We start from the raw sequence: 24,823 nt of genomic DNA on the forward strand, positions 1-24,823 counted from the left end.
GACTGACTTTTAAGCAATATTTGTACCCATCTAAAAATTAACTAGAAATCAATACGATAGATCGCCCAACGATGACAGTCTGCGCAACACTGTAATATTTCCCGACATAAATCTTGCATACCGCATACGTTCGAGTCGGGTGATGAGACGTCCCGCCGCATGACACGGCGGGACGATGCGGCTTACTGGCAGCCGGCGATCTTGAACGACGCGATGCGCGTGCTCCAGTTGAAGGTGCCGTTGGCCGGCAGGTACTCGCTGGTGAACCAGAACGTGCAATCGTCGACCGGGTCGAGCGCCATCGTCGAATAATCGCCCCAGCGGCTCAGGTTCTGCAGCTGCGAGCCATTGCCCTGCAGGATGGTGGTTTCGTTCGACAGCGTATTCAGCGCATCGGTCGACAGGCGGGTCGCGTAGCGGATGCCCGGATGCAGCGTCGAGCTCGACGTGCTGTAGCCGAGCGCCATATTGCCCATCTTGTCCATCGCGATGCTGCCCATCCAGCGGAACGTCGAGTCCGGCGCATACGTCGATTGCTGGTACACGGTCGGCGTGGCGGCCGTCAGGTTGCGCAGCTCATACCAGCGCACGGCGGCATAGGTGCTCTTGCGCCGGGTGCCCACGGCGACCGAGTGATTGACCACGAGCGATTCGTAGCTGCCGAAATTGCGATAAGCCAGGCGATACATCAAACGGTCGGCCAGCGAGTCGAGCTGCTGCGACGTGCCGGCCTGCGGGATGCACGTGCCGCCGCCGCATGCCGCGTTGAAGGCCGTGACCGGCACCGCGACCGGCGTGCTCAGCGTGGAATTGGCCGGGTTCGTCCAGTCCACGTGCATCTTCCAGAAGTTCAGCGATGACGAGCCCTTGTTCAACATATAGTTCGGCGAACCGGCGGGCGGCAAGGTGGCGCCGTCCAGGTCGGCCGGCAGCACGCCGCCGTAGCTGGTCGACAACTGGAAGCATTGTTGCGTCGCCGCGGCGCCGCTCAGCATGCTGTTGCGGTCGTAGGCGCACAGGCGGGCGCCCGCGAAGCTATTGCCGTTGAACATGTTGAACGTGACGTAATACGCGTCGGGCCAGACGCCGGCCTTGGGATAGTCCGGGAAATTGGTGTACTGGAAGGCGTAGCGATACCAGCCGCCCGTCGCATCCGACGTCTGCGACACGGCGACGCACTGGTAGTACGGACCGCCGCTCGGCACCGCGAACTGCATCATGACCCAGCGGTTGGCGATGCGGTCGTACTTCACGATCGGATCGCCGTCGTTCTGCGTCTCGCATGGGCCGCCGAAGCCCGACCACAGCGTGTTGCCCGCCACCGGACCGTAGACGGCCGCGCCGGTGCTCTTGTCGAACACCGCGAACGAGGAATTCACCCACTGCACGTATTGCGTCGCACCGACCGCGCCGGTGGTGTCCGGCGGCGCGGCATTCACCGTAAACTGGCCCTGCGGGCCCGTGAAGCCGTTGCCCACGCCATCGAACCCCATGCCGGGAATGGTCGACGCGGCGCCCGACACGTGCGCGCCCTGCGTTGCCGCGTCCTGCACGAAGCCCGGCGCGTCGATGTGGGGGATTTGCTTCCACTCCCTTTCGTGTTTGCTGCCGTCGTAGTCGTCCGGCTTGGGCATCACGCCCCGCAGACTCGGCAAATGGTCATGGGTGATGGCCGGGGTGACTTCGGCGCCGTTCGTGGCGGCGGCGTTGCCGTTCGCCGCGTGGGCGGCAAGGGGCAACAGGGATGCGGCGCACGCCGCAAGGAGCAGGACACGGTCAGTCGCAAAACGCATGAATTCCTCCAATGGATGTGGGAGTCGGACCGTTAGCGAGAGCGCGCAAATGTCTTGCGGGATATCTAACGGTCTCAGCCAGAATGGCTCACGGCAGTATATGTATAAAAATGTAATTTGAACACGACAATTTTTTACAAACACATGATCTGCGGTTACGTTTTGTGATAGCTCAATTGTGCTTGGGAACTCCGCCAGACGTTGAGGCGGCACAAGATGGCGCTCGACGTGCGGTGGCCAGTCGGGACGTTTGCGAAGGGAATGGATTGATGCGGCACAACAAGTGCCGGACCGCCCCCGGCGGCGCGAAGACGTGGGCTTCGGACCCGGAGGGCGGTCGCCGGCGATCCTCAGGCAACGAGGGTCGCGTTTGCCGGCTTTGCCGCCGGGATGACGATCGCCGAGTGGGCGGCAACCATGCCGACGTGCCGGGGCACCTCGATGGAAACGGTGGACTTCGCCGCTTCGGCCTTGAGCCGATAATTCTGGTACGCGGGGATCGCAATGGCGGCAAGAACGCCGACAACGAAGGCCACTGGGAAAAACAGGACGAGCACCCGGATCGCGATGTGCACGGGCTCGCTCATCACGCCGCTATTGTATTTCCTGGCCCAGCTTTCCTGGCTCATGAAGGCGTATATGAACGTCTCGACGAGGGCGATCAGGCCCGGAATCCCCGTCCAGCAAAACAGGATGTAGAAAATCCCCGTGATCGGGCTGCGCAGGTAGAACCGGTGAATGCCGATGCCGCCGACGAATGCCGCCAGCACTGCCGCCACGCTCTGGCTCTTGATATTCCCCACGGCGGCCGCCTGTTGGCATCCACAATGCGGGCATGAAACGGCCGTTTCATGAATCTCCTTACCGCAGCCCCTGCAAAACACCATTGCCATGCGTCCTCCAACAAGTCGATTTCAAACAGACAATTAATGTTGCAGAGTACCGCATGTATTTCATTTTGACAACAGACGAAACGGTGCGAATATCGACGCCGGCATATCGGGCAATCCTGATTGCGCCTCAGGAAACGCTGATTTTCCGGCCCATGTTCCCCGGCTGATCGGCCGGCGGCCAAATACCGCAATTGGAATTTGTTGCACACAGAAAACATTCTTGATAAACTTTATATTTACAATATCGGGCCATGTTTCTCGTGAATTACCAAGCATTATGAAACGACACGCCCCCACGACATTGGGCGGGAGATGGGTTTGCTGGTGGCTCTTGTATTGGATCCTGTCTGCCGCCCCGGCCTGCGGCCAGCAATTACCCCTGCGTTACTACGGCCAGGCCGAGGGGCTGAAAAATCTTTCGGTGAACGCGCTGGCCCAGGATCGTTTCGGGTATCTGTGGGCCGGCACCGAGAATGGTCTATTCCGATTCGATGGCGATCGATTCCGCCAGGTCGAGATTGACGCTGCCGCCGACGGGGCGGCACAGGTCAACGCCCTGCTCTCCGACAAAGACGGCCGCATCTGGGCGGGGACGGATTCCGGCTTGTATGTGCGGGAAAACGGCCGTTTCACGGAAGTGCGCCTGGATCCACGCCATGCGCTGTCGACGATCAATACCGACAAGAACCTCTCGTTCCTGCCCGACGGCACCTTATTGGTCATCAGCAACGACAAGCTCTACGATGTCCGGGCCCGGCATGGCGGCTGGACGGCGTCGGCGCACTTCAGCGACGACCGGATCCGGGCCACGCCCGATCTGGCATTCGCGCACAGCGTGCTGGCGACGCGCGACGGCACCATCTGGCTGGCCACGCGCAAGAGCAACCGCAACGTGCTGTTTCGCATCCGCCGGGACGAGGTGGAGAAGTTCGGCGCGCGGGCCGGCCTGCCGAACGATTACTGGTCCGGACTGATCGAAGGTCCGCGCGGGGAGCTGTGGGTACGCAGCATTAACAAGCTGACGTATCTGGCACCCGGCGCAAGCCGCTTCGTCGACCGCACGGGCAACCTGGCCGTGTCGCGCCAACTGCCGAGCTACACGCCGCTGGCCCTCGATCGCGAAGGACGATTGCTGGGAAGCGGCGTCGAGGGCCTGTTTCGCGGCACCGGCGCACCCTGGACCGTGTTCGGCCCCGCGGAAGGCCTGGATACGGATGGCGGCATCAACGCGCTGCTGGTGGACCGCGACGGCGATCTCTGGATAGGGTTCGCCGGCCGCGGCCTGGCCCACTGGCGCGGCTACCGCCTGCTCAGCAACTGGACGCGGCAACAAGGCCTGCCCAGCAGCGACATCTGGTCCATGCTGCGCAGCGGCGACGGCAGCATGCTGATCGGTACGGGCGGAGGCATCGCCCGCTTCGATCCGTCGCGCAGGCGTTTCCAGCCGATCGCCGTCGACAGCAAGGAATTGAACGGACAGTGGAGTGCGCTCGCCGAGGATGCGGACGGCAATCTCTGGGCCGGCACGTTCTCGGCCTACCTGATGCGGCGCGACCGGAAGACGGGCGTGACCGCCACGGTGACACGCTTGTCCACGATCCTGCGCATCGTCTTCGACAAGCTGGGACGGATGTGGGTGGCGACGACCGATGGCCTGTACCTGCTGGCCGATCCGCTGCACCAACGCGTCCCCGAACGTTACAGGAAGATGGAAGACATCATCGGTACGGCGCACGCCAGCTTTACCGGCGTGTGCCGTACCGCGGACGGCCGGTTGTGGTTCCTGTCCGATGCGGGCCTGGCCGTCCTCGACGGCGACAAATGGACTGCCGTCGCCATGCACGCGACGGGCAAGCGCAAGCCCGATGAAATGACCTGCGAGCCGGACGAGCTTTGGCTGACGGACCGCGATGGCAGCACCATCTGGCGCACGGGGGCCTTGTCCGGCCAGGCGTCCGGTCTCGCGCTGAAGCCGGTGCCGGACGTGCCGCCGGGCCTGCACGGGCGCACGCTCCAATCCATCCTGGTCGACAGCCGCGGCTGGCTGTGGCTCGGGACGGATGCCGGCGTCTGGGCCTGGAACGGCAAGCGTTGGCGCTTCCTGGAACAGGAAAGCGGGCTCGTCTGGAATGACCTGAACCAGTTCGCCATCTACGAAGACAGCCGCGACGCCTCCATCTGGCTGGGTACGTCAAACGGGGTGTCCCACATCGAACACCCCGCGAACCTGTTCGACCGGAATCGTCTGCCCGTGCGCCTGGAAAGCGTCGGTATCGGCGCGAAGAGTCTGCCGCCGGTGCCGGGCATGACTCTGCCCTGGACCGGCAGCGCGCTGAATTTCACGCTGGCCTCGCCATCGTTCACCGACAGGGCCGCACTGCATTATCGCTACCGCCTGCAGGGCCTGGAAGACGATTGGACGGTGACCGACAACCCCGCCCTGCGCTACTCGGCGCTGCCGCCGGGCGACTACGTGCTGCAGGCATTCGCGGAAAACAGCGCGCTGCAAATCGATTCTGACCTGCTGACATTGCCTTTCCGGGTGACGCCGCCCTGGTGGCGCAGCGCCTGGTTCTACGCGCTGAGCGCCGTGCTCGCCGTTGCGGCGGCCCGGGCCGCGTTTCGCTGGCGCTTGCGCGTCGTCCTGCGCCGGCAGCGCGAACTGGACCAGCTGGTGCGCACCCGCACGGCCGAGCTGGAGGCGTCGCGGGAGGAGCATCGCCTGCGCGCGATGAAAGACGGCTTGACCCAGGCGTGGAACCGGGGCGCGATGGCGGAGCGCATCACCCAGCAACTCGCGCACATCGACAAGTCCGGCGAGACATTCATCGTCATCCTGCTCGACCTGGACCACTTCAAGCGCATCAACGACACGTACGGCCACCTGGCCGGCGACGTCGTACTGAAGGAGGTCGTGCGGCGCCTGCAAGCCGGCCTGCGGCCCGACGATGCCGTCGGACGTTACGGCGGCGAGGAATTCATCGTGCTGTTGCCGAACCTGGATGCCGAACGCGGCCAGCCGCGTATCGACGCCCTGCACCGGAGCATCGCCGCGGCGCCCGTCCAGGTCCCGGATGGGCCCGCGATTCCCGTGACGAGCAGCTTCGGGGTCGCCGTCGCGCGGCCTGGGCGGCAGCAGACGCCGGAGTCGCTGCTGCACGATGCGGACGTTGCGCTTTATCGGGCCAAGACCAACGGGCGCAACCGGGTCGAGTATGCGCGGGACGAAGGTCCGCCCGAACCGTCGTCGTAAGCGCAGGAAGGCTTGCGTCCGCCGCCGCCGGAACCGTCCTGCTAGTATGGCGCCATGCGCGACCTGCGGGAGAACGAGACCCGGCGACAGATGCTGAATCATTTCGGACGGCTGCTTTCACTCTACGTTGTGCTGGCCCTGCTCCTCGCGGGCGCGCTCGCCCCGCGCGCGGCACGGGCCCAGGAAGGGTATGCGACGGTCCGGGTCGACGGGCAGGCATTGTTCCGCCTGGGCGCGCTGGACAACGAAGACGCCAAGACGCGGGCAAGACGCGCCGAGGAAAGTCTCACGAATGCGCTGGACAGCCTGCCCGCGCCGCTGCTCGTGCGCCGGGTTCCGGCAGCGTCGCCCCCGGGCAGCGAGGAGATCACCGTGGCGGGCCGCCGGGTCGTCCTCGTCACGCCGACGGACGCGGAAGGCCACGGCATGACCGTTGCCGCACTGTCGGAACAATGGTCATCCGTCATCGAACGGGCGCTGGCGCAGGCGGCGGAGCGGCGACGGTCGACCTGGGACAGGTTCGTCAACGCCATTCAATCGAGCGTCCAGACCGCGTTTGCGAGCATCCTGGAATCGGCGATCGTGGTGGTGCCGCGCGCGATCGCGGCGGCGCTCGTGATCGCCGTCTTCTGGCTGATCGCCTCTGTCGTGCGGTGGCTCATGCGCCTGATCTTTCGCCGCATCGTGTCCGACCTCACCGTCGAAAACCTGATCAAGCAGATCGCTTACTACGCCGTGTGGGCGCTCGGCATGCTGGTGGCGGCGACCGCCTTCGGACTCGATCCGGAAGCGCTTGCGACCGGCCTCGGATTGACCAGCCTGGCGCTCGGTTTCGCGCTCAAGGACATCCTGTCGAACTTCGTCAGCGGCTTGCTGATCCTGACGTTGCGCCCGTTCCGGCTCGGCGACCAGATCGTCATCGGTCCGACGGAAGGCAGCGTCGAGCGGATCGAGCTGCGCGCGACCATGATCCGCACCTACGACGGCCGCATGATCTCGGTGCCGAATTCCGAAACCTTCACCTCCCGCGTCACCAACAACACGGCATCGCCGATACGGCGCGGCACGGTCGCCGTCCATCTGGGCTATTCAGTCACGCTCCCGCTCGCCTTCGAGACGATCCACCAAGCAACGCAACAGGCCGAAGGCGTCCTCGACGAACCGCCGAGTTCGGTGCGCCTGCGGTCGCTGGAGCCGGACCATCTCGTGCTGGAAGCCCGGTTCTGGACCGACTCCCTGCGCTCCGACTACGTGCTGACGGCATCACGGGTACGGGTCGCCATCCTCGACGGCTTGCGCGGCGCCGGCGTTCCCCTGCCCGACTCGGTCGTCCAAGTGGATCTGCTGCCGCGGCACGATCCCGATGGCGCGCACGGGCCGCCGGACTCGCCGTCCTGAGATCTTCCATTCAGCAACGCTGCGCCTCGGCCGGCGCGGGCCGTCTATGATTGCCGACACGACCACGCCGCCGCCGTCGTGTTCATGTCGACAGCCAAGCAGGAGGTGCCGTTGGACGGCAAGGCCATTGCCCTCAGCTCGTTGATACGAGCCAGCATGTACGCATCTGTCGCGATGCTGGCGCTGCTGGTCGTCAGCGCCACCGAGGTCTTGCTTGCCGTCTTCGGCGGCATCCTGCTGGCCGTCCTGTTTCACAGCATCGCAAGCTGGTTGCACCGCAAGACCGGCCTGGGCGAGCGGTATGCGCTGGCGCTGACGATCCTGTTCCTGGTGACGGCCGTCGGGCTCGGCATCTGGGCCATGGCCCCCGTCGTCAGCGCGCAAGCGACCCAGCTCGCGGACAGGCTCCCCGGCGCCATCGAGCAATTGAAGCAGCGGCTGATGGGCTTCGACGGCGTCGCGAGCCTCGTGGAAAACGCCGACCGGCTGCGCGCCCTGCTGCCCGGCGCGACGAAGCAGTCGCAGTACGTCGCCAATTTTTTCTCGTCCAGTCTGGGCGCGCTCGGCAACGTGGCGTTCGTGTTGTTCGTCGGCCTGTTCCTGGCCATCGACCCGGGCTTGTACATCCGCGGCACCCTGCTGCTCGTACCCGCGCGGCGCCGCGACCGCACCCATGAGGTCCTGACCCGCACCGGCGCCGCCCTGCACGGCTGGCTGGTCGCCAAGCTGATCGCGATGGCCGTCATCGGCATCCTGACCACCGTCGGTTTGTACCTGCTGGATATCGACCTTGCCATCATCCTCGGCATCATTGCCGCCCTGCTGTCGTTCGTGCCCAATTTCGGCCCGATCGCCTCGGTGGTTCCCGCCGTGCTGCTGGCCCTGGTCGCGGGTCCGGATAAGGTCTTCTACGTGCTGCTGCTGTATGCGGCCATCCAGGCGGTCGAGAGTTATGGCCTGACGCCGTTTCTGCAGAAACGCATTCTGAACATGCCGCCGGCTTTGCTGTTGACCATGCAGGTGCTGCTTGGCGTGCTCGCCGGTATTCTTGGCGTGATCTTTGCGACGCCGCTGACGGCGGCGGCGATGGTTATGGTCAGGATGTGGTATGTGGAGGATATGCTTGGGAATCGCGGGGAGGATGGGGCTGGGGCGGAAGGGTCGGGGTGAGGCGGCTGGTTATTGTCGTTCGCACCGTGCAGTGCGCGGCCGTGGCGCGGTGCTGTTCACTGCGTGGACGGCAAATGGGCGGTTCGGAGAGGATTGAGCGCAAGCGTCCCGCTCGATCATTTCGCAGTCGCCGCTCGTGTGATGGCGAAGACCTTCGCTGGCCGGACATACCTGAGTCCTTGAGCATCTGCCGGATCTTCGGTGTGATTCGGGCTTGCGGGTGGATGCGTGGACTCATGCTGCAAGCTGCTCCTGGTGGGATCGAATGCCGGGGCTGCTGAACCCAGCAATCAAGTCGTCCAGCATAGCCTTTCCACGAAACAAAGGCCAGCTACGACGCGGAACATAATCGCACGAAACTAAACAGCTATATGATCTTGATTTGCCGCCGCCGATCTGTTGACCGTAACCAAGTTACATCAAATACAGCACTGCGAAGATGCCTTCATTTGCTTGGAGGACATATGGGAGCAGTGATCTATCGCGGCGATGTCGAAGCCTTGGAAGGCCATCAGCCCTTTGGCGATGGGGGATGTGTTGCGCTGGTGCAGCGCCTAACCAATGTCGGGCATACGAGCACCTGGCGGCCGGGCCCGCGCGTGGTCGACCTGCACTACCTGAACCCGGGTACTGTAATTGCGAACTTCGAATTCGACGACAAAGGCGTCGGACGGTTCCCAAACAAACATGGCTTCCACGCTGCGCTTTTCATCAGGTTCGGCAGCCGCGGCGTAACGAGCGGCCGGGCTACGTCGATTGAGGTCATGGATCAATGGGTCGGACACGGCGTACACGCGAGGCCCATCAGAGCCTACGGCCTTCACCCATACAAGCCGGGCGCTGGACATCGCGATAGCGACAACGCCGACCAATTCTACGTGGTGTTGAAATGAAGCGTGCATTGTTGCTATGGGCGGCCCTCGCGCCAAGTGCACACGCGCAGGTGGTCCAGTGCCCGAAATTCTACCCTTGGCAGGACACCCCATTGACCGAAGTTCCGTATCAGCACAGGGGACAGGGATTCGTCGCCAAATCAGTCCTGCGTGGCGCCGTCATGTATGCGGGTGAGATCAATGGCAAGGCGGCGCTGGTCGGCGAGCCGCGTAAGGTGAAGGGCGGCCAGAACGTGTACCACGGCTTCGAGCCCGGCGAAAGCAAATGGCTCGTCTGCTCCTACGGCGACGGTTCCATCACGTGGTGGGAACAGATGGATTCAAAGGCGACGAGCTGCATTGTGAGGATGCGAGAAGGCGGGCGTGATCCGATGGATGTGCGAGCAACGTGCAAGTGACATTGCTCGTCACCGGCAGGATCACCGTATGCCCGTCGCCGATGCGTACGACAAGCTCAGTGCCGGCGGACCTGATGACGTGAAATTGGCCATGACACTGCCCGCCTTTTGGCTTGATGAGAGCCCCGAACGGGCTGCATCCCGCCATTGCCGCCTCGGAACCGACAGCGTATTGCTCCCAAGTGTTCGGATCGTGAGCGCCAGCGTCAACACGGCGAGCGCCGCCAGCGCGGCAGCACGCGTACCTTCGTTGATTCGAACACACGATGGACACGCGCGCGGCACGGATCGTGGTTTCCTACCAGTCGCGCTTTGCAGTGCGCGCCCTCGGCGTGCGGCGCCGTCCGCTACATGGACAGCAAACGGGCGATTCGGAGAGGTTTGAGCGCCGCTCAATCCGGCTTAAGCGCAGCCCTTCGAATCTCACATAGAGGGCGCGCAGGCGCCCTCCGTGTCAGATTTGAACTGATGAACGGGCTCCCCCGTCGGTTGTTTTCAAGTTCACTAACAAACTCAATAAAATCAGCTGGTTACGACAAACCAGTATCCGCAGGCCGACAGTTTCACGCCAGGGCCACCTTGGTGTAGGTTATTATGTGGATATAGTTGCCGAAACGATCTGGCCCGCCTCGTACGAGAATGATATATTGCCATGAAAATATTTCATGCAGAAAATCATGGGCGAACGAAACAAGCATGGTCTGGGACGGACTATCCCAGCAGAGGTAAAGCGCATTGTAAGAAAGCGATGTGGCTTTGGATGCGTAAGGTGCGGATTGGCACTTTATGACTACGAACACTTTGATCCTGATTTTAAAGATGCACTAACGCACGACGAAAATGGCATAACATTGCTGTGCATGCAATGCAATCAAAAGCGTAATCGTGGCGTCTTATCTGTAGAGACGGTTCGTGAAGCAAACAAACATCCAAAGTGCTTGTCAGATGGCTTTGCGAGCGAAACATTCGACTTTGGCACAAAATCGATGACCGTCATTGTCGCCAGCCACGAATTCATTGACTGCTGTACGCTTATAGCGATTAACGATTTTCCAGTTTTATCGATTCGGCCGCCCGAAAACATCGGAGAGCCATACCGACTTTCTGGCCGATTCGCTGACGAAACCGGAGAGATAACTTTAGCGATTAAAGACAACGTCTGGGCCGCAGGGGCTGACAACTGGGATGTTGAATGTGTTGGCCCGAGAATAATTATTAAAAATGGTCCGCGAAGAGTTGCTTTGAAAATAAAATCGGAGCCGCCACACCGAATTATTATTGAGCAACTAAATATGCAATTTGATGGGATCGCACTGAGAGCCGAAAACGAAAAATTTGAGATATCTTTCGACGGAAAAAACTGGACAAGTTTCGTAGGGGGCGGCGTCGCAGGATGTAATGTCGGGATTGACCTCCGGAATAGATAACGACCGGATTGTGATTCCTGTTGTCGAGGATTCGTGCCCCATCAGCCACGCCAAGAAAACATTTTGATTCAAACACTTAGCGGACAGCAAATGGGCGATGCGGAAAGGGCTGCGCTTGCAAGCCCAGCCCTTCGAATCTCACACGGGAAGCGCGCAGACGCTTCCCTCGCTCCCGCCAGGAAATAAAAAAGCCTCCCATCGGTACGGCAGGGGCCACTGCCTTCGGCTGTTCGCGCTTTGCAGTGCGCGCCCTCGGCGCGCAGCGCTGTCCGCTGCGCGGACAGCAAATGGGCGATTCGGGAGGGATGGCCCTGCAGGGCCATGCCCTTCGAATCTCACACGCGAGGCGCGCAGGCGCCTCGCTCGCTTCCGCCAGGAAATAAAAAAGCCGCCCATCGGGCGGCATTTTTATTTCCTGGCGGAAGCGGTGAGATTCGAACTCACGAACGGGTTCCCCCGTCGGCAGTTTTCAAGACTGCTGCCTTCAACCACTCGGCCACGCTTCCTGAGGAACCGGCATTATACATAAATCATTGCCCCACGGGCAGCAACCGGGCGGGGACAAACGGGGCGGGACTACTTGACCGACCACACCACCGATCCGAACGCCTGCGCACCCGCTTCCGCCCTCGCCATCAGCAGCCAGTTCTCCCGCAGGCTCTTCTCGAATTCGTACGCCGGAAACGGCTTCCCGTACAGATAGCCCTGCACCTCGTCGCACCCGGCCTGGCGCAGGAATTCCAGCTGTTCCAGCGTCTCCACGCCTTCCGCGATCACGCGATGCCCCAGCTTGCGGCCCATGCCGATGATCGTGCTCGCGATGGCGCAATCGCTCGGGTCCTGCGGGATGCCGGTCGTGAACGAGCGGTCGATCTTGAGGGTGTCGATCGGGAAGCGCTTCAGGTACGACAGGCTCGAATAGCCCGTGCCGAAATCGTCCAGCGACAGCGCCACGCCCAGCGCGCTGATGCGGTCCATGATGGCGATCACGTGCTCGATGTCGTGCATCAGCGTGCTTTCCGTGATCTCCAGTTCGAGCCAGTGCGCGTCCAGGCGGTAGCGGCGCAGGGTCTCGGCCACGCGGCCCGGCAGCGACGGCGTGAACTCGCGCGCGGACACGTTCACGGCCAGGCGGAACGGCGGCAAGCCGGCCCGTTGCCAGATCGCGGCCTGGGCGCAGGCCTGTTCCAGCACCCACTCGCCCACCTGCACGATCAGGCCCGTGCTTTCGGCCAGCGGGATGAATTCGATCGGCGGGACCATGCCCCGCACCGGATGCTTCCAGCGCACGAGGGCTTCGGCGCCCACCAGGCGGGTCGAACCGATCTCGAATTTCGGCTGGTAGTGCAGAATCAGTTCGCCGTTGCCCAGCGCGTGGCGCAGGCCGGATTCGATCAGCATGCGCTGCTGCATGCCCTCGTTCATGTCGAGGCGGTAGAAGGCGACGCTGCGGTCCGGGTTTTCCGCGTGCTCCTTGGCGCGCTCCATCGCGATGTCGGCCATGCGCAGCAGCGTTTCCGCGTCCTGGCCGTCCTGCGGGTAGACGGCGATGCCGATGCTGGCGCCCACGCGCAGATCGTGGCCCTGCACGAGGAACGGCGCTTCCAGCGCGGCCTGCAACTTTTGCGCGACCGTCGTCGCCTCGAAGTGCTGGCGGATGTCGAACAGGCCCACGGCGAATTCGTCGCCGGACAGATGCGCCACGACGTCTTCGTCGCGCAGCGCGTTGCGCAGGCGTTCGGCCACCTGGCGCAGCAGGTCGTCGCCGACCCGGCGGCCCAAGGTGCCGTTGATCAGCTTGAAGCGGTTCAGGTCCAGGTACAGCACACAGGCCGTCGACTCGTTGCGCTGGGCGACCATCAAGGCCTGGTCGACGAGGCGGCCGAACAGCGTGCGGTTCGGCAGGCCGGTCAGCTCCTGGTAGTAGGCCAGGTGATGCAGGCGTTCCTCGGCGCGCTTGCGTTCGGTGATGTCGGTCAGGTAGGCGATCAGGCCGACCGGGCGGTCTTCCAGGTCGCACAGCGGCGACAGCGACAGGCTGGCCCAGAAGACCTCGCCCGACTTCTTTCGGCGCCGCACTTCCATCATGCGGCCGCCCTGCTCCGCGAAGTCGTCCTGGAAATCGTGCTCTTCGTCGGCGTACAGGAACAGGATGTTGCGGCCGACGGCTTCCAGCGCCGTGTAGCCGAACAGCTGCTCGGCGCCCTTGTTCCAGCTGGTGATGTAGCCCATGCGGTCCATCGTCAGCACGGATTCGTGGATCTGGTCGAGGATCTGCGACTGGTGCGCCAGCTGCGCTTCGACCTGGGCGAAGGCGTGCGTGGTGCGCTGGGCCAGCGAGTGCACCTGCATCAGCGAGCCGGTGAGGCCGGCGAGGCCTTCCAGCGTCCGCCAGTCGTCGACGCTGTAAGCGCGGCCGGCGACTTCGTAGCGGCCGAAGCACCGGCCGTCGGCGCGCACTTCCTGCAACAGCGCGCCCTCCACCATGTGCGGGTGCAGGACGCCCTCGGGGACGAACGCGCAATGCGGACTGGCCAGCAACGCGCCGGCGATGCGTCCCAGTTCGGCATACAGGGCATCGCCCCGGAGTTTCAACACAGCGTCGCAGACGGCAGCGCTGCCGCCCACGAAATCCATCGGCGCAGCGGCTGGCGTCTTAGACATTGCGAGCTACCTGTATGGCCCAGTGATAGGCATGCAACTGGCTCTGCCACCAGTCGGCCCCGTCGACGCCCGCCTCCTCCAGCGTCTCCGGGGCCGGCCGGCCCGCTTCGGCCAGCCGCAATCGTTGTCCGAGCTGCCCCGCGCGCGACAGCAGCGCCGCTTCCACGTGTTCGGGCAGGTTCAAATCCTGTACGACCTCCTTCATCGGCATCTGGAACAGGCGGTCCAGCAGCGAGAACACGCCCGTCATGAACGCGAGATCCTGCTCGTCGCGATCGCCGCCGTCGCGCTTGCACAGGGCCTCCAGCGCCGCGCCGCGCAACGCCGCCGCGGGCAGCATCAGGTTCGGCGGGCTGTCCGGATGCGGACGCGCGTACAGCAGCAATTGCAGCCAGCGCTGCAGCTGGCGGCGGCCCAGGCGGCTGATCGCCTGGGCGAAGCTGGTGATCTGGGTGCCGACGGAAAACGCGGCCGAGTTCACCAGTTTCAGGAGATGGTAGGACAGGGCCGGGTCCTGCTTGAGCTGGGCTTCCAGCTCGCGCGAATCGGCGTCGCGCGCGAGCAGCGCGAGCATCGTCAGCATGCGGCGGCGCGACGTGCCGTCGTCGCCTTCCGGCACGCTGGCGCCCAGTCCGTAATCGCCGCTGAACCAGGCAAAGCCGGCGGTCTCGCAGGCGCGGTAGCGCGCCATGTCGTCGACGTGATAGGCCAGGTGCGGGCCGAACAGCGCGGGCAGCGCGCCGGCGCGCGGCAGGTCCAGGCCGGCGTCGCGCGCCACCGTGCGCAGCGCGACGGGCGCGGCCACGCCTTCCGGCGGCGGACCGTCGATCAGCACGCGGTAGCCGGCCATCTGCAGCTCCGCCAGGCGGCGCGCCGTGCCGTCCGCCGCCAGCGCGTCGGCGCGCACGGCCAGCAGCACGCGGTTGGGCGGCAGCACGTCGAGGACGGGGGGCGTGAGGGCGATCGTATCGTCCAGCAGGACGATGCAGTCGAGCGGCGCGATGGCGGCCAGCAGGTCCGGCGTGCCGAACAGCTCGAGCAGGCCGGCTTCGTCGAGTCCGGCACCCGGCGTGCCAAGCAAAAGAGCGACCCACTCGTTCTGCGCGTTGGCAACGGAGCGTATGTCAACCACCGGGAACGGGGCGCTGGCCATTAGCGTTTATGCATTGATAGTAACCAGCTAATAGTAGAGCAGCCATTTTCGGAAAGCAACTGTTTCTGTTTCCTTAGGGATACGATATTGCAGATTTATTTACACCCCGGATGCGCCAAACCGGCCGTGCTGCACGGCGAACTTGATCAGCTCGGCCTGCCCCTCGATCCCCAGCTTGCGCTTGATGTTCAGGCGGTGGGTTTCGACGGTGCGCACGGACAGGTCGAGCGCCCGCGCGATCTGCTTGTTCGATTCGCCGTTGGCGATGTGGCGCAGCACTTCCTGTTCGCGCGACGTGAGCTGGTTGTCCTGCGCGGCCGGCCGCACGAGCTGGCGCGCCAGCGCGGCGCTGTAGTAGATGCCGCCGGCCATGACGGTGTCGATGGCGAGCACGATGTCCTTGCCCGGCGCATCCTTGAGCACGTAGCCGCGCGCGCCGGCCTGCATCGCCTGCGTGACGTATTCGAGCTTGTCGTGCATGGAGAGGATCAGCACGGCAATGTCAGGATGGCTCGCGTGCAGGCGCGCCGTCGCTTCGATGCCGCTGCCGTCGCGCATGGTGATGTCCATCAGGACGAGGTCGATGCGCGCGCGCCCCGCGAGGGCCAGCGCCTCGGCGCCGGAATCCGCCTCGGCCACCACGCGGAAATGCGGCACGGCCTCCAGGCGCGCGCGCAGGCCGTCGCGCACGAGCGGGTGGTCGTCGACGAGCATGATGTGGATGATGTCGGTCGTCATGCGTTCTCCAGGTCGACGTTCGCGCACACGGTGGTGCCGGCCGCCGACGATGCGATGTCGAGGTGGCCGCCGATGGCGTCCAGCCTCTCCATCATGTTGCGCAGGCCGATGCCCCGCTGCGGGTGCGTGGCCACGCCCTCGGCGTCGAAGCCGGCGCCGTCGTCGGCGATGGTGAGCAGCACGCGGCCGCGGTCCGTGTGCAGCGCCAGGTCGATGTGGCGCGCGCCCGCGTGGCGCTCGATGTTCGTCAGCGCTTCCTGGGCAATGCGGAACAGCACCGTGCCGACGGTCTGCGGCAGGTGCTCGGCGTCGCCCGTCACCGCAAATGTCACGGGCGTGCCGCTGTGCTGCGAGAATTCCTCGGCCAGGTGGTCGAGCGCGGCCGCGAGGCCGAGGTCGTCCAGCAAGGCGGGACGCAGGTCGTGCGAGATGCGGCGCACCTCGCCCAGCACCTTGTTGAGCTCTTCCGCCGTGTGCTCGAAGCTGGCGCGCGCCTGCCGTTGCTGGTCGGGCGTACCGCCCAGGCGGATGATGCCCGCCTCGATCTGCAGCTTGATCGACACGAGCCATTGGCTGATGCCGTCGTGCAGGTCGCGCGACAGGCGCGCCCGCTCCTGTTCCTGCGAATCGACGACGCGCTGCGCGAGGGCTTTCAATTTGGTGTCCGCCACGCGCGATTCGCTGATGTTCAAGGCGAGGCCGGCGCCGCCGATGACGAGCGTGGCGAAGATGGCGAGGCCGGCGATCCACCACATCGTCGTCTCGATGTTGCGCGACTGCTGGGCGTCGACCTGGTCGAGCGCGGCCTGCACGTCGTCGAGGTACAGGCCGCTGCCCAGGATCCAGCCCCATTGCGGGATCGCGACGACGTAGCCGAGCTTGGGGCCGGACTTGTTGGTCGACGGCTTGACCCAGTTGTAGCGCACGAGTCCCCCGCCCTGCCTGGCGACGGCCACGATGTTCTGGATGGTCGGCGTGCCGAACTGGTCGCGCAGGTTCCACAGGTCGCGTCCGACCAGCTCGGGCTGGCGCGGGTGCATCAGGTTACGCCCGTGCATGTCGTAGACGAAGAAATAGCCGTCGTCGCCGAAGCTGAGCGATTGCAGCACGCGCTTGGCCTCCGCCAGCGTGGCCGGGTCGCTGCGGCCGGATGCCGTCAGGTGGGCGATCGAGTGCGAGGCCAGGTCCACGTAGTGCTTGAGCTCCGCCTGCTTGCTGGCCAGGTAGGCCTGCTGGATGGTCGCGTGCTGTTCGTGCGCCAGCGCGATCGCCTGCTGGCGGACGAACAGGGCGATCGCGCACAGGGCGACGATCAGGGGGGCGATCGCGAGAAAGATGACCTTCTGCCGTAATTGCATGCCGTGCGTGTCGAGCGAATTAGTCGTAACATGAAATTGTACGACCGATCAGACGGCGCCGGTTGCCGAAATTGCCGTACGTAGGACTACGTAGAGCGCTGCGTAATCATGCGCTTGTCCGCCACGGACCCGTGCAAGATACTGAGGGCACGCTGCAACTCGTACAAGCCGGCATCGACCGGTCGGGCAGCGCATCCAACGGAGGAGTCAATATGAAACGTCTTACAAGCCAGCTCGGCTGGGCTGCGCTGTCGCTCGCGGGCGCCGTCTCGCTCGCCTACGTCGCCCTCAAGCGCGGCGAATCCATCAATGCGGTCTGGGTCGTCGTCGCGGCCGTCTGTGTCTATCTCATCGCCTACCGCTTCTACAGCCGGTACATCGCCGACAAGGTGATGGGTCTGGACGCGCGCCGCCAGACCCCGGCGTACAAGTATAACGACGGCCTCGACTACGTGCCGACCAACCGCTACGTGCTGTTCGGCCACCACTTCGCCGCGATCGCCGGCGCCGGCCCGCTGGTCGGCCCCGTGCTCGCCGCGCAGATGGGCTATCTGCCGGGCATGCTGTGGATCCTGGCCGGCGTCGTGTTCGCCGGCGCCGTGCAGGATTTCATGGTGTTGTTCATCTCAGTGCGCCGCGACGGCCGCTCGCTCGGCGACCTGATCAAATCCGAGATGGGCGAGATCCCCGGCCTCATCGCCCTGCTCGGCACCTTCATGATCATGGTGATCATCCTGGCCGTGCTGGCGCTGATCGTCGTGAAGGCACTGACCGCCTCGCCGTGGGGCGCGTTCACCGTGATGGCGACGATCCCCATCGCGCTGTTCATGGGCATCTACTCGCGCTACATCCGCGTGGGCCGGATCGGCGAGGTGTCGCTGATCGGCTTCGTGCTCCTCATCGGCGCCATCGTCGGCGGCCAGTACGTGCACGATTCGGCCACCTGGGCCGCGGCATTCAACTTCACCGGCAAGCAGCTGACGTGGATGCTGATCGGCTACGGCTTCGTGGCCTCCGTGATCCCCGTGTGGCTGCTGCTGGCGCCGCGCGACTACCTGTCGACGTTCCTCAAGATCGGCACCATCGTCGGACTCGCGCTGGGCATCGTGTTCGTCGCGCCGATGATGCAGATGCCGTCCATCACCCGCTTCATCGACGGCACCGGCCCGGCCTGGTCCGGTACGCTGTTCCCGTTCCTGTTCATCACCATCGCATGCGGCGCCGTGTCCGGCTTCCACGCGCTGATCTCGTCGGGCACCACGCCGAAGATGATCGAGAACGAATCGCACGCCCGCTTCATCGGCTACGGCGGCATGCTGATGGAATCGTTCGTCGCCATCATGGCCCTCGTCGCCGCGTCGACCATCGACCCGGGCGTCTACTTCGCGATGAACAGCCCGGCCGCCGTGCTCGGCACCACCGCGCAAACGGCCGCCGCCGCCGTCTCCAACTGGGGCTTCGTGATCACGCCGGACCAGCTCGTCCAGATCGCCAAGGACGTGGGCGAGAATTCCATCATCTCGCGCGCCGGCGGCGCCCCGACGCTGGCCGTCGGCATGGCCCACATCCTGTCGAACGTCGTCGGCGGCAAGGCGATGATGGCGTTCTGGTATCACTTCGCGATCCTGTTCGAGGCGCTGTTCATCCTCACCGCCGTCGATGCCGGCACCCGCGCCGGGCGCTTCATGCTGCAGGACCTGCTGGGCGCCTTCGCCCCGTCGCTGAAACGCACGGACTCGCTGCCCGCGAACCTGATCGCCACGGGCCTGTGCGTGGCCGCCTGGGGTTACTTCCTGTACCAGGGTGTCGTCGATCCGCTGGGCGGCATCAATACCTTGTGGCCGCTGTTCGGCATCGCCAACCAGATGTTGGCGGGTATCGCGCTCACCCTGGCCACCGTCGTGCTGTTCAAGATGAAGCGCGGCCAGTATGCATGGGTGTCGATCGTGCCGACCATCTGGCTCCTGATCTGCACGCTGTCGGCCGGCTGGCTCAAGATCTTCGATTCGAACGTCAAGGTCGGCTTCGTGGCGCACGCCCATAAATTCCAGGCAGCGCTCGACCAGGACCAAGTGCTGGCGCCGGCCAAGTCGCTCGACCAGATGAGCCGCGTCGTCTTCAACGACTACGTCGACGCCACCTTGTGCGGCTTCTTCATGGTCGTCGTCGTGGCCGTGGTGCTGTACGGCATCCGCACCGTGATGGCCGCCCGCAAGGACGCCCGTCCCAGCGCCCAGGAAACGCCGTACGTGCCGGCGCCCGCCGCACCGATGGCCGAGGTGCAGTGATGTTCGGCGCGCTGGCACAGGCGGGCCGCTACCTCGGGCAGAGCATGCGCCTGATGGTCGGCCTGCCGGAATACGACACCTATGTGGCTCACATGGAAAAGACCCATCCGGATCAGCCCATCATGAGCTACGAGGAGTTCTTCCGCGAGCGCCAGCAGGCCCGCTACGGCAACGGCAAGCGCGGCGGCTGTTGCTGAGTAGGGTGGACGGGTTTCCCGTCCACCCTACCAAACCTATTTCCCGCCCCTTCCTTCCCCGCCGCTTTGCGCCAGCACAAACGGCGCGTCATAGCCCTCACCTATAGTCAATTCCTGCAAGAATTTGCTTTCTTGCATGGTGGGCCTGCCTGACAGGCTCGTTCGCAGCGCCGACCGCCGGACCCGTCGACCCATGCTGACTCTCGAGCGCTCCAGCCTCAACCGAAAACTGACGTCGATGTGCCTGCAGGCCGCCGCGAGCGCGCTGCTGGTCGTCTACGTCGTCTTCGCCGTCGCGACCGTGGCCGGCCAGCGCCGCGCCGAGCGGCAGGACCTGGACGCCCTCGCCGCCGTGCTCGCGCAGGGCAGCCTCGACGCCGTGCAATTCAACGACCGGCGCCTGGCCACGCAGTTGCTGGCGGCGCTGGAAGCCCGTCCCCACGTCAGCGCCGCCGTGCTGTACGACCGCAAGGGCCGGCCGTTCGCCGCCTGGCATGCGCCCGGCCCCGGCGCCGCCAAACCGGACGAAGCGCTGGACGGCGTCGAACCGGAGGACCTCGCCGCGGCCGCCTACGCCGGCAGCCGGCCGTGGCTGCCGCTGTTGCGCGTGTACCGCGCACTCGGCGCAGCGAAGGACGCCGACGGGCACGCCTTGCCCCCGGTCGGCGCCGTGATGATCGAGAGCGACCTCGTGCCCATGTGGCTGGACGTCGCCCGCGCGCTGGGCGTGATGGCCGCCGCGCTGGCCGCCGCGATGCTGACGGCATTCGTGCTGGCGCGCCGGCTGCGGCGCAGCATCGGCGAGCCGATCGGCAAGCTGATCAACGCGGCCCAGAAAGTCTCGGCCAGCCAGAACTACACGCTGCGCATCGCCCACAACCGCAGCGACGAACTGGGCGTGCTGATCGACAGCTTCAACAACATGCTGGCCCAGGTCGAAGGCCGCGGCGCCGCGCTCACGCACCACCGCGACGAACTGGAACGCCAGGTCAGCGTGCGCACCGAGCAGCTGGAAAAGGCGAAGAACGCGGCCGAGGCGGCGAGCCGCGCGAAGAGCGCCTTCCTCGCCACGATGAGCCACGAGATCCGCACCCCGATGAACGGCGTGCTGGGCATGACGGAGATGCTGCTCGGGACCGACCTCACCGAGACCCAGCGCAACTACACGCGCCTCGTCAAGCAATCGGGCGAGCATCTCCTGGTGATCATCAACGACATCCTCGACTTTTCCAAGATCGAGGCCGGCAAGCTCACCGTCGAGTACATCAATTTCAACCTGTGGGACCTGCTGGACGACATCCACACGGTCTACACGCCGCAGGCCGAGGCGAAGAACATCCAGCTCCACTTCGACATCGCCAACGACATCCCGGTGGCGATCTGCGGCGACCCGAACCGCCTGCGCCAGATCATGGCCAACCTGCTCGGCAACGCGGTCAAGTTCACGGACCAGGGCCGCATCCTCGCCAAGGTACGCATCGCGAGCGAGGACAACCAGGCCGTGATGCTGCGCTTCGAAGTGCACGACACGGGCATCGGCATCTCGCGCGAGGCGCGCAGCCGCATCTTCGAGGCGTTCTCGCAGGCCGACGATTCGACGACGCGCAAGTACGGCGGCACGGGGCTCGGCCTGGCGATCTCCAAGCAGCTCGTCGAACTGATGGGCGGCTCCATCGGCGTCGAGAACGCGCTGACGCAAGGGTCCGTGTTCTGGTTCACGGTCGCCTTCGACAAGCGCCGCGTCGACCCGGATGCGCCGGGCGACCACCAGCACACGATCGACGGCCTGCGCGTGCTCATCGTCGACGAAGGCGAGACGAGCCGCGTCGGCCTGGAACGCCACCTGGCGACATGGCGCATCGAATGCGATTCGGCGGACAGCGCGGACGAAGCCCTGGAGCGCCTGGACGAGGCGGCGCGCGCCGGCCGGCCGTACGACGCCGCGATCCTCGACATGGAGCTGGCGCAAACGAGCGGCCTGCTGCTGGCCGCGCAGATCAAGGCCAGCCCCGCCACGCGCGCCATGCGGCTCGTGCTGCTCAGTCCCGAACGGCTGGCGGCCGATCCGGTGCAGCGGCGCGAGGCCGGCGTCGCCTACCAGTTGATCAAGCCGGCGCGCGCGGCCGACCTGTTCGCCTGCCTGGCGACGCCGCCGCGCGGCCAGGTGGCGCCGGCGCCGCGCTTCCTGCCGCCGCGTCCCCTGCAGCTGGACGCCAGCCGCCCGCGCACGCGGCGCGTGCTGCTGGCCGAGGACAATCCCGTCAACGTCGAAGTGGCCAAGGCGATGCTGGAAAGCCTGGACCTGCAGGTCGATTGCGCGCGCAACGGCGAAGACGCGCTGCAGGCCTTGCGCGCGAATACCTACGACGCCGTGCTGATGGATTGCCAGATGCCCGTGATGGACGGCTTCGCGGCGACGGCCGCGATCCGGCGCGAGGAACGCGAGGCGGGCCGCGGCCGCGTCCTGCCCATCATCGCCATCACCGCCAACGCGCTGCAGGGCGACCGCGAAGCCTGCCTCGCGGCCGGCATGGACGATTACCTGTCGAAGCCGTTCAGCCAGCAGGAACTGGCGGCCGTGATCGGGCGCTGGATGGCGCTGCCGCTCGCGGCCACCGTGCACCACGACGACGAGCCGCCGCGGCTGCCGCGCGAATCCGTCGAAGTGATCCAGCGCGACGTGATCAACCGCGTGGCGCTGGACAAGATCCGCGCCCTGTCGCGCGAGCGCGGCGACGCCCTCGTGCAGAAGGTGATCGCGGCCTACGTCGACGACACGCCGCAGCAACTGCGCACGTTGCGCGCCGCTATCGACGATCTCGACACGGGCAACGTGCGGCGCATCGCGCACACGCTCAAATCGGCCAGCGCCAACGTCGGCGCCGAAGCGCTCGCCGCCCTGTGCAAGGAGATGGAGCACCTGGGCCGCGCCGACACCACCGAAGGCGCGGACGCGATCCTGACCGACATGGAGCAGGCGTTCCAGGCCGTCCGGCATTCGCTCACCGCCATCCTCGAAAAGGAAACCTGACATGCCAGCCCATTCCACCCGCCAGGGCGTCCGGTCGCCCGCCGTCGTGCTGGTCGCCGACGACGATCCGGTGATGCGCCTGCTGATGCTCGAGATGCTGGACAGCGTCGGCCTGGACGGCATCGAAGCCGAGGACGGCGCACAGGCCGTGGCCCTCGCGCACGCGCGCACGCCCGACCTGATCCTGCTCGACGTCGAGATGCCGAAGATGGACGGCTTCGCCGCCTGCCGCGCGATCCGCGACCTGCCGAACGGCGCGACGGTCCCCATCGTGATGGTCACCGGCGGCGACGACCTGGAAGCCGTCACGAACGCCTACGAGGCCGGCGCCACCGACTTCGTGTCGAAGCCGATCAACTGGCCCATCCTCGGCCACCGCGTGCTGTACGTGCTGCGCGCGTCCGACGCCATCGTCCGCCTGCGCATCGCCGACGCCCAGAACCGCGCCGTGCTGGCCGCCATCCCCGACACGTTCTTCCGCATGTCGCGCGACGGCTTCTATCTCGATTACGAGCCGGGCCGCGACGGGCCGGGCCGCGGCGTGCGCGACGCCGGCGTGGACGAGCAGATCGTCGGCCGCCACGTGACCGACGTCCTGCCGCGCGACATCGCCGAGCGCCTGCTCGAACAGGTCGGGATGGCCCTGCACGTGCAGCAGGTGCGCTCGGTCGAATACGAATTGCTCCGCTTCGGCGAAGCCCAGCATTTCGAGGCGCGTCTCGTCGCCACCGGCCCGAACGAAGTACTGGGCCTCGTGCGCGACATCAGCGAACGCAAGCGCGCGGAAGAACAGATCCGGCACCTCGCCTATTGCGACAGCCTGACCGGCATCCCGAACCGCCAGGCCTTCCTCGAGATGCTGGAGCGCGAGCTGCAGCGCTCCAAGATCGGCAACACCAAGTTCGCCGTGCTGTTCATGGACCTGGACGCCTTCAAGCGCATCAACGACACCCTCGGCCACGACGTGGGCGACCAGTTGTTGCGGCAAGTGTCGGACCGCCTGCGCGAGACGATCCGCCCGAACGACCTGCTGTCGCGCGGCGACCTCCTGCCGCGCGCGGACGCGGCCGGGAGCGCCGGCACGAACCTGGCGCGCCTGGGCGGCGACGAATTTACCATCCTGATTCCCGACCTGGAACGGGTCGAACACGCCCTCAACGTGGCGCACCGCGTGAAGGATGCCATGCGCCGCCCCTTCCTCATCGAGGGCAACGAGATCTTCGTGACGGCCAGCATCGGCATCTCGCTGTTCCCCGAGGACGGCGACGACTGCACGTCGCTGCTCAAGTACGCCGACACCGCGATGTACCACGCGAAGAACTGCGGCAAGAACAACGCCAAGCTGTACTCGTCGTCGCTGACGATGCAGATCATGAGCCACGTGAAGCTGGAAGTGGGCTTGCGCCGCGCCCTGCAGAACGACGAGCTGTACCTGCTGTATCAACCGCAGCTCGACGTGCGCTCGTCCGAGATCGTCGGCGTGGAAGCCCTCGTGCGCTGGCGCCATGCGGAGCGCGGCGTCGTCTCGCCCAACGAGTTCATCCCGCTGGCCGAGGAGACGGGCCTGATCGTGCCGATCGGCGAATGGGTGCTGCGCACGGCATGCAACCAGGCGCGCCACTGGCAAAAGCTGACGCACCGGCCGGTGCGCATGGCGGTGAACCTGTCGGCCAAGCAGTTCAAGGACGAGAACCTGTCGCAGATCGTGCTGTCCGCCCTGCACGACACGGGCCTCGACCCGCGCCTGCTCGAGCTGGAACTGACGGAAGGCACGCTGATGGACGACGCCAAGGCGACCCTGGCGACGCTGGAACAGTTGCGCGGCATCGGCGTGTACCTGTCGATCGACGATTTCGGCACCGGGTATTCGTCGATGAACTACCTGAAGCGCTTCGACGTGCGCGCCCTGAAGATCGACCGCAGCTTCATCAGCGGCCTGCCGCAGGATTCCGAAAACGCCGCGATCACGCGCGCCATCATCGCGATGGCGCACGGACTGAAGATGGTCGTGGTGGCGGAAGGCGTCGAGACGGGCGAGCAGCTGGTGCTGCTCGAAGAATACGGCTGCGATCTCGTGCAGGGCTTCTACCTCGGCCGGCCGGCGCCGGCGGACGCGGTCACCGGCATGCTGCAGCAGTTGTGGGTGCCGGTCACCGCGCGCTGAACGTC

The 24,823-nt window shown here is 65.3% G+C and carries 16 protein-coding genes and 1 tRNA gene; 10 read left to right on the forward strand and 7 right to left on the reverse strand.

The window, feature by feature from the left end:
• Window positions 1-182: 182 nt before the first annotated feature.
• Both ISF28_RS21625 and ISF28_RS21630 read right to left on the reverse strand, forming a co-directional pair.
• On the reverse strand, window positions 183-1,793 hold the full coding sequence (locus ISF28_RS21625) for a hypothetical protein (protein WP_198119245.1): 1,611 nt from the start codon (window positions 1,791-1,793) through the stop codon (window positions 183-185).
• Between the two features lie 350 nt (window positions 1,794-2,143).
• Window positions 2,144-2,686, reverse strand: a complete 543-nt coding sequence (locus tag ISF28_RS21630) for a TM2 domain-containing protein (RefSeq protein WP_198119246.1) — start codon at window positions 2,684-2,686, stop codon at window positions 2,144-2,146.
• Between the two features lie 331 nt (window positions 2,687-3,017).
• Between ISF28_RS21630 and ISF28_RS21635 the strand changes: the two genes are divergently transcribed.
• The 6 genes from ISF28_RS21635 to ISF28_RS21660 all read left to right on the forward strand — a co-directional run bounded on the left by ISF28_RS21635 (window position 3,018) and on the right by ISF28_RS21660 (window position 11,225).
• Window positions 3,018-5,939, forward strand: a complete 2,922-nt coding sequence (locus tag ISF28_RS21635) for a ligand-binding sensor domain-containing diguanylate cyclase (RefSeq protein WP_198119247.1) — start codon at window positions 3,018-3,020, stop codon at window positions 5,937-5,939.
• 90 nt (window positions 5,940-6,029) lie between these two features.
• On the forward strand, window positions 6,030-7,337 hold the full coding sequence (locus tag ISF28_RS21640) for a mechanosensitive ion channel family protein (RefSeq protein WP_198119248.1): 1,308 nt from the start codon (window positions 6,030-6,032) through the stop codon (window positions 7,335-7,337).
• A gap of 84 nt (window positions 7,338-7,421) precedes the next feature.
• Window positions 7,422-8,507 carry an AI-2E family transporter gene (locus tag ISF28_RS21645; protein ID WP_198119249.1) on the forward strand — a complete coding sequence of 362 codons (1,086 nt, stop codon included), beginning with the start codon at window positions 7,422-7,424 and terminating at the stop codon, window positions 8,505-8,507.
• Window positions 8,508-8,971: 464 nt separating this feature from the next.
• Complete coding sequence (locus ISF28_RS21650) at window positions 8,972-9,400, forward strand: BPSL0067 family protein (protein ID WP_198119250.1); 429 nt, start codon at window positions 8,972-8,974, stop codon at window positions 9,398-9,400.
• Window positions 9,397-9,798, forward strand: coding sequence for an STY0301 family protein (locus ISF28_RS21655; protein ID WP_198119251.1), 402 nt, complete (start codon window positions 9,397-9,399; stop codon window positions 9,796-9,798). Before ISF28_RS21650 ends, ISF28_RS21655 begins: the two co-directional genes overlap by 4 nt.
• Before the next feature lie 665 nt (window positions 9,799-10,463).
• Window positions 10,464-11,225, forward strand: a complete 762-nt coding sequence (locus ISF28_RS21660) for a hypothetical protein (RefSeq protein WP_198119252.1) — start codon at window positions 10,464-10,466, stop codon at window positions 11,223-11,225.
• 416 nt (window positions 11,226-11,641) lie between these two features.
• Here ISF28_RS21660 and ISF28_RS21665 read toward each other — a convergent pair.
• From ISF28_RS21665 to ISF28_RS21685, 5 genes are all read right to left on the reverse strand, one after another.
• A tRNA-Ser gene (locus ISF28_RS21665) sits at window positions 11,642-11,731 on the reverse strand.
• A gap of 70 nt (window positions 11,732-11,801) precedes the next feature.
• Complete coding sequence (locus ISF28_RS21670; protein ID WP_198119253.1) at window positions 11,802-13,889, reverse strand: putative bifunctional diguanylate cyclase/phosphodiesterase; 2,088 nt, start codon at window positions 13,887-13,889, stop codon at window positions 11,802-11,804.
• On the reverse strand, window positions 13,882-14,970 hold the full coding sequence (locus ISF28_RS21675; protein ID WP_229519265.1) for an EAL and HDOD domain-containing protein: 1,089 nt from the start codon (window positions 14,968-14,970) through the stop codon (window positions 13,882-13,884). The genes ISF28_RS21670 and ISF28_RS21675 overlap by 8 nt, the downstream gene beginning before the upstream one ends.
• Window positions 14,971-15,141: 171 nt before the next feature.
• Complete coding sequence (locus ISF28_RS21680; RefSeq protein ID WP_198119255.1) at window positions 15,142-15,780, reverse strand: response regulator; 639 nt, start codon at window positions 15,778-15,780, stop codon at window positions 15,142-15,144.
• Window positions 15,777-17,138, reverse strand: coding sequence for a cache domain-containing protein (locus ISF28_RS21685; protein ID WP_198119256.1), 1,362 nt, complete (start codon window positions 17,136-17,138; stop codon window positions 15,777-15,779). The genes ISF28_RS21680 and ISF28_RS21685 overlap by 4 nt, the downstream gene beginning before the upstream one ends.
• Before the next feature lie 212 nt (window positions 17,139-17,350).
• On the opposite strand from ISF28_RS21685, the gene ISF28_RS21690 reads away from it, so the two are divergent.
• The 4 genes from ISF28_RS21690 to ISF28_RS21705 all read left to right on the forward strand — a co-directional run bounded on the left by ISF28_RS21690 (window position 17,351) and on the right by ISF28_RS21705 (window position 24,818).
• Window positions 17,351-19,426, forward strand: a complete 2,076-nt coding sequence (locus ISF28_RS21690; RefSeq protein WP_198119257.1) for a carbon starvation CstA family protein — start codon at window positions 17,351-17,353, stop codon at window positions 19,424-19,426.
• Window positions 19,426-19,623, forward strand: a complete 198-nt coding sequence (locus ISF28_RS21695; protein WP_198119258.1) for a YbdD/YjiX family protein — start codon at window positions 19,426-19,428, stop codon at window positions 19,621-19,623. Before ISF28_RS21690 ends, ISF28_RS21695 begins: the two co-directional genes overlap by 1 nt.
• Window positions 19,624-19,816: 193 nt before the next feature.
• Window positions 19,817-22,654: a hybrid sensor histidine kinase/response regulator gene (locus tag ISF28_RS21700; protein WP_198119259.1), complete on the forward strand. Its 2,838-nt coding sequence runs from the start codon at window positions 19,817-19,819 to the stop codon at window positions 22,652-22,654.
• Between the two features lies 1 nt (window position 22,655).
• Window positions 22,656-24,818 (forward strand): putative bifunctional diguanylate cyclase/phosphodiesterase, encoded by a 2,163-nt coding sequence (locus tag ISF28_RS21705; RefSeq protein ID WP_198119260.1) that lies wholly within the window; start codon window positions 22,656-22,658, stop codon window positions 24,816-24,818.
• Window positions 24,819-24,823 lie beyond the last annotated feature (5 nt).

This window comes from Massilia rhizosphaerae (genome assembly GCF_016093545.1).
Lineage (GTDB): Bacteria > Pseudomonadota > Gammaproteobacteria > Burkholderiales > Burkholderiaceae_D > Telluria > Telluria rhizosphaerae.